The organism is Pseudoalteromonas sp. AWM4_233, assembly GCF_056158285.1.
In genome coordinates, this window is record NZ_JBSWSZ010000140.1 from 1 (window position 1) to 4,969 (window position 4,969).

The following is a 4,969-nucleotide window of genomic DNA, read 5'->3' on the forward strand; positions in this document are numbered from 1 at the left end:
CTATGTTATATGTATATATTGGACGAGATTACGTATTGCTAAGGTTAACGACGGTTAGATTCACCTCTTACACAGCACCTGGGCGATAGCGGCATCCGTTTTTGTTTTTATGATCTGAAGTCAGGGCCCGGCGCGATACTTACTAAAAATAAAAGCCTGAAAATAAAAGGTTTACCAATTAGCATAAAAAAAGTAGAAAAAAACACCGCTATTTTGGAACTTTCCAGTCAATGTGAAATCACATACTTTGATGGAGCTCTTGGCAATGATATACTGTCTTCTTATGACAAGAATACGCCCCTAGATATGTTAATGGTTAGTGATAACCTCAGTTTTTTAGATAATGAAGGAATGGCGGCGCTTGTTCAAGAGGGCAATAAAATCAGGCTTTATGTTAATAAGCAACAGATTGCAAAACATAACTTTAAAGTACTTTCTCGGTTACTCGCCGTAGCAAAGTTTCACCCTAACTGATTTTACTTGTTAACATTTAGATATACTCCTATAATCCTAAATATTCGGTTTTTTCTTCTAGTACCGAATAAAATGTAAATAACATATTCCTAAAAGGTTAAATGATAATGCAAACGCCAGTCATTCTGATTGTTGAGGATGAAGACGTAACTCGCTTGAACCTCGTTAGTTTATTTGAGGCAGAAGGTTACAAAGTAATTGAAGCCATTGATGGCGATGATATGCACGACAAGCTAACGACTCATGATGATGTAAACCAGGTGCTGTGTAAGAGGTGAATCATCATCATTAACCTCATAAATCATTCTTTTTGTAGCCTTGGTTCCGTTCATGTGTTGGGGCCAAACTGGTGCAGCTTTGAACATCTAGCAGCACCTGACACCTGCTTGGGCATGTAACCAAGATTGTTCATGGCAAATCGGCGGCTGAAATTCCGGGTGCATAACCACACCGATATAAGCGAAATAGGCCCTGGCTTCTGGAGGAGTGGATAGGTTTCAACCAGCTCGGTGAGATTCTGCTTCATAAAGTTCTCCACTTAACCGCCCGCTTTCGGCTTTTCGGGCAAAAACATTGTTGCACTGACATCGGCTACCTTAACCCTGCAGTTTTCGCGATATCCCACACCGGGTACAGCGTTTTTCGCGCGTTCCACGTCCAAAAATTATGTCAAATGGCACGTGATAGACACGCGCAATGCTGATCGGAACGTCGGTGTTCCCAAGGTCGCTTTCGTAAGCAGCCCGATCACGCGCCACCAGGATCCGATCTTCGACCACATCGCCGATCATGACCTTCTCCGTCTTGCAGAGGTTCGGATGCGGCGCGGATGAAATAGTCCGCGACGGTGTTGTCCGGCGCAGGCATTCCGGCATGTACATAAACCGAAAGCCCACCGGCCATATAGCGGTTTTCAAGCTCGGCCCGTGTCCAGATCGGCGGGAAGGCTTCATCAATCAGCGCTTGGACGATACGAATCTCGTCCAGATCAGGAAACGGGGCGGTCTCGGTTTCAATGGCAATGCGATGCCCCAAGTCCCGCGTCAGGGTAAACGGACGCAATGATTCCGGCCAACTGATCCAGGTGCTGACCATCACTCCGGCCAGAGCGCAGACCAGCGCCGGTGCAGGCGCAGCCTGAACCGGGCGCAGGCGCCAGAAAACGATCAGCGGAATGACTGCGGCGGGTGCGAAATGATGCGGAAGGATGCGGTAGGCCTGAACATAGAAAAACAGAACATAGGCGATAACGGTCAGGGTCAGGGCTTTGGACAGCTTGTCCTGCCAGCGCCACGCCAGCAATGCGAGACCGGGCAATATTCCGCAGGGCAGCAGCCAGAACAGGAACCGTCCGGTATCAAAGATCGTGACGTACCGCAGGCGGCGCAGGATGCTGCCCGTGTTGAACTCGCTGGACACACCTGTCAGCCCCGACGACCGCAGCCCCATTTCAAGCAGCGATGCCAGGATCACGACGCCAACGGCGATCACTCCTCCGGCGATCACCTGCCGGAACGGCAAAGGCCGGGTCAGCAGGAAATAGGAAATCAGGAAGAAACCAATCAGCAGAATACCGTTCGGCGCGGTCAGCAACGCCAGCGTGGACACAACCGCCATCCAGCCAAATCTCCGCTCGGTAAAGAACAGGATATAGCCCAGTACCCCCAGCAAAATCATCGGTTCGCGGGTCATGGGCAAGGCGATATCAGCAAAATACGGATTATAGGACGGGTTGAACGCCATCACGAAGGAAAACAACAGTAGGGCCGCTCCCAACCCTAAAACGGTCCGTGGGTCAGTACGCCCTTCGGAGTTGCGAACAAAGGACAGCATCACCCCAAATAGGACCGAAACCCCTGGTAAATATGCGAGACGGATAGAGACTTCATGGCCCCCGAAAGAACCTTATAAACCCGGTTTGCAGGAAGGTTTCCGTCATCATCTTGGGGGTTGGGTAGCCTCCTAGCCTCCTGCTTCCGGCGGCCAGAAGGGTGAACCACGGGTCATGAACAGTATTGCGTTCAGAAAGCTGTGCGCCCCGTCATCGTTTAGTGCCTCCCAATAGAATTTGGGACTCTATCAAAATCAACACTCCAAGCGGCAGCAGGATCATACCTGCTAAATCCCACCACCTGCCCTGAAGGATAGCCGGACAGGGTCGGGCAGCGATCAGGCCAATGCCGGGCAGGCAGAGTAGAACAATTAGACAAATGAAAGCCGTCCCAACCATCGGAATGCCACTGACTGCCTGCAGGGCGGCTGCAAAAGCAGGCACACCAAACAAAGACAGCGTAAACCCCTTGAGTAAGCAGTGCTCAAAACGGTCCCCAGACGCGGCAACTCCCCACATCAAGAACAGACCGGGAGCCACAAATAGCATCGAAGCCGATATCGCGACCAGCGGAACCCAGACATAAAGAAACAGAGCGTCACTTGCGACAAAATAGGGCGATGCACCGTCCGCCAGAGCGACCTTTTCCGCTAGTGATTTCCGCAACGTCCCGACCAGCCAGCACAATGGAAGCCAGAACAATGAGAAATATTAAAAGGCGCAACACCATCACGTCTTATTCAAACTCATAAAAACACAGTAGTCGATGATTGTTCAATGGAAGGTATATATGCCCTGACTACCCAACTAAATGAAACATCCTTCAATCAACCAATTTACTGATAACACGTAACCCTCAGTGCGTTGCGAGTTTTGTACCAATTGGGCTTCTTGAATATGCAATTATACGCCAATAAATCAAACCACGGGGTATTGATTTATTTGTGGAAACAAAAAACTGCGGTCGCGTTACTCCTATTCCGCAATCCTTCCAGGCAGCATGACCGTCACCCGCGCACCACCCAAAGACGATTTCCCTGTGTGAACCGACCCACCATAAAGCTCGGCAATATCCTGAACAATCAAAAGGCCCAGCCCATGTTCATTCTCACCCTCACCTCCGGCCCCGTGCGAAGGTGACTTTGGCATTGTCTGACTGCGCTCCATACCTGGTCCATTATCTTCTACACTTAAAGCGATCATACCTTTCCCGTTGATAGGGGCTGATATGTGCACCCGGGTTTCTGCCCAGTAACAAGCATTTTCGAGCAAATTTCCAAGGATTTCCTGAATGTCAGCCACTTCGCCGAGAAACAGGGTTCCCTCATCGATGTTGTTTTCAATTTCAGGCATCCGATCTCTGAAAATGACACCAAGCGCATAGACCACGTCTTCGGCACTGGACCGCACGGGCGAAGATTTCCCATAAGGACGTTCGGTCCGCGCGCGGCTGAGGTTGCGCTTGATCACACGTGTCATACGGTCAACAAGATCTGTCACCTGATCTCGCTTGTCGCCGTTCAGATTTCTCGGCGACACGGATCAATGCTGCCAGCGGTGTTTTTAATCCATGCGCCAGCTCCGCATTTTTTCTGCGTGTTTTTTCAGATTTCATATTGTTACGTCTATGCAATGCGCGCAACTCCTCGACCACTGGAATCGAGATCAGGCGGCCAGTTTCGCCCGTCAATGATCGCATCGTTTTGGCGCATAGATTTGACCGAACTCGACTGAGCCGTTTGAGCGGCTTGAGACCCCGGTTCACCGTTGAATAAACCGCAATCGATACCATCAGAGCGAGCCCGATGAATATCAGAGCAATTAACCTGACCGCATGGTCTATCTCCTCTGTCACACGTTTCATCGGTGCTGCGATCCGAAAGGTTATTCCATCCTCGGGGTTTGTTCCAGGAAACCCCTGCGACAAGCCGCGTACAACGCCACCCTCCGGGCTTTCAAAGTTCCCTTTCCCCTCGTTTGGAATAGCCAGAATTTGGCTGTCTTCATTGACCGGTCCCAGTGAGGGTGACTGCAACAGAATTCGAGGAGGGCCGTCGCCCTGATCCTGTGTTAGTTGCCACAGCCAGTTCTCACCAGCGACATCATAAAGCCCACGTCCAACGGGCCCTGATAGTTTGGTCTGTTTCCCGTTCAGAGTAATCCTTCCGGATTCGATCAACATATCCTGAGCAAGCAGGAGGTCCAATTCTACAAGCTCATATGTCCGGTATAGCAGAATGCAGATTGTGGCCCCGACCCCTAGGATGGCGCAACAGATTGCAATCGTCGCAAGCGAAACACGTCGCGTAATCGTGGCCCAGTCATGCATCATCTGTGGGTATCCGATAACCGTGCCCGCGCACGGTTTCTACAAGTGACGGCGAAATCTTACGGCGCAAACGCGAGACAAGAACATCAATCACATTCGAGTTCAGATTTATGTCTTCGGCATAGATATACTCAATCAGAGCCGCCCGGCTGACAACCGAGCCTGCATGCCGAGCAAGATGCTCCAGAGCGCGAAATTCAAAAGCCGTAAGAGACACATTGCGCCCTTTATAAAAGGCAGCCTTTTCATCAGGCAAAACGGACAGGTCTCCAACATCAATCGTTGGTGTACCACGAGGTGCTGCTAGATGTTCAAAGCTGCACCAGTTTAACCTT

The 4,969-nt window shown here is 50.5% G+C and carries 6 protein-coding genes and 1 pseudogene; 2 read left to right on the top strand and 5 right to left on the bottom strand.

Translation table 11 applies throughout. The features are described 5' to 3' along the window. Positions 1–93: 93 nt before the first annotated feature. The gene (locus tag ACXAC4_RS27410; RefSeq protein WP_475168372.1) at positions 94–474 is read left to right on the top strand and encodes a YfiR family protein; all 381 of its coding nucleotides are present in this window, start codon (positions 94–96) and stop codon (positions 472–474) included. A gap of 107 nt (positions 475–581) precedes the next feature. Then, positions 582–740, top strand: a pseudogene (locus tag ACXAC4_RS27415) (two-component system response regulator ArcA); the annotation flags it as partial. A gap of 481 nt (positions 741–1,221) precedes the next feature. Here the strand turns inward: ACXAC4_RS27415 and ACXAC4_RS27420 are convergent. The 5 genes from ACXAC4_RS27420 to ACXAC4_RS27440 all read right to left on the bottom strand — a co-directional run. Continuing rightward, the gene (locus tag ACXAC4_RS27420; RefSeq protein ID WP_475168357.1) at positions 1,222–2,232 is read right to left on the bottom strand and encodes a hypothetical protein; all 1,011 of its coding nucleotides are present in this window, start codon (positions 2,230–2,232) and stop codon (positions 1,222–1,224) included. Between the two features lie 283 nt (positions 2,233–2,515). After that, positions 2,516–2,971, bottom strand: a complete 456-nt coding sequence (locus ACXAC4_RS27425) for a hypothetical protein (RefSeq protein ID WP_475168361.1) — start codon at positions 2,969–2,971, stop codon at positions 2,516–2,518. Between the two features lie 309 nt (positions 2,972–3,280). Then, the gene (locus tag ACXAC4_RS27430) at positions 3,281–3,805 is read right to left on the bottom strand and encodes an ATP-binding protein (RefSeq protein WP_475168363.1); all 525 of its coding nucleotides are present in this window, start codon (positions 3,803–3,805) and stop codon (positions 3,281–3,283) included. Beyond that, the gene (locus ACXAC4_RS27435) at positions 3,789–4,487 is read right to left on the bottom strand and encodes a hypothetical protein (protein WP_475168364.1); all 699 of its coding nucleotides are present in this window, start codon (positions 4,485–4,487) and stop codon (positions 3,789–3,791) included. The genes ACXAC4_RS27430 and ACXAC4_RS27435 overlap by 17 nt, the downstream gene beginning before the upstream one ends. A 139-nt stretch (positions 4,488–4,626) precedes the next feature. Continuing rightward, positions 4,627–4,969: winged helix-turn-helix domain-containing protein (locus ACXAC4_RS27440; RefSeq protein WP_475168367.1), on the bottom strand; the 343-nt coding region annotated here is incomplete at its 5' end.

Coding starts and splice junctions, on each gene's coding strand:
- ACXAC4_RS27435 (WP_475168364.1), bottom strand. CDS start 4,487: ATGTTGATCGAATCCGGAAGGATTACTCTGAACGGGAAACAGACCAAA.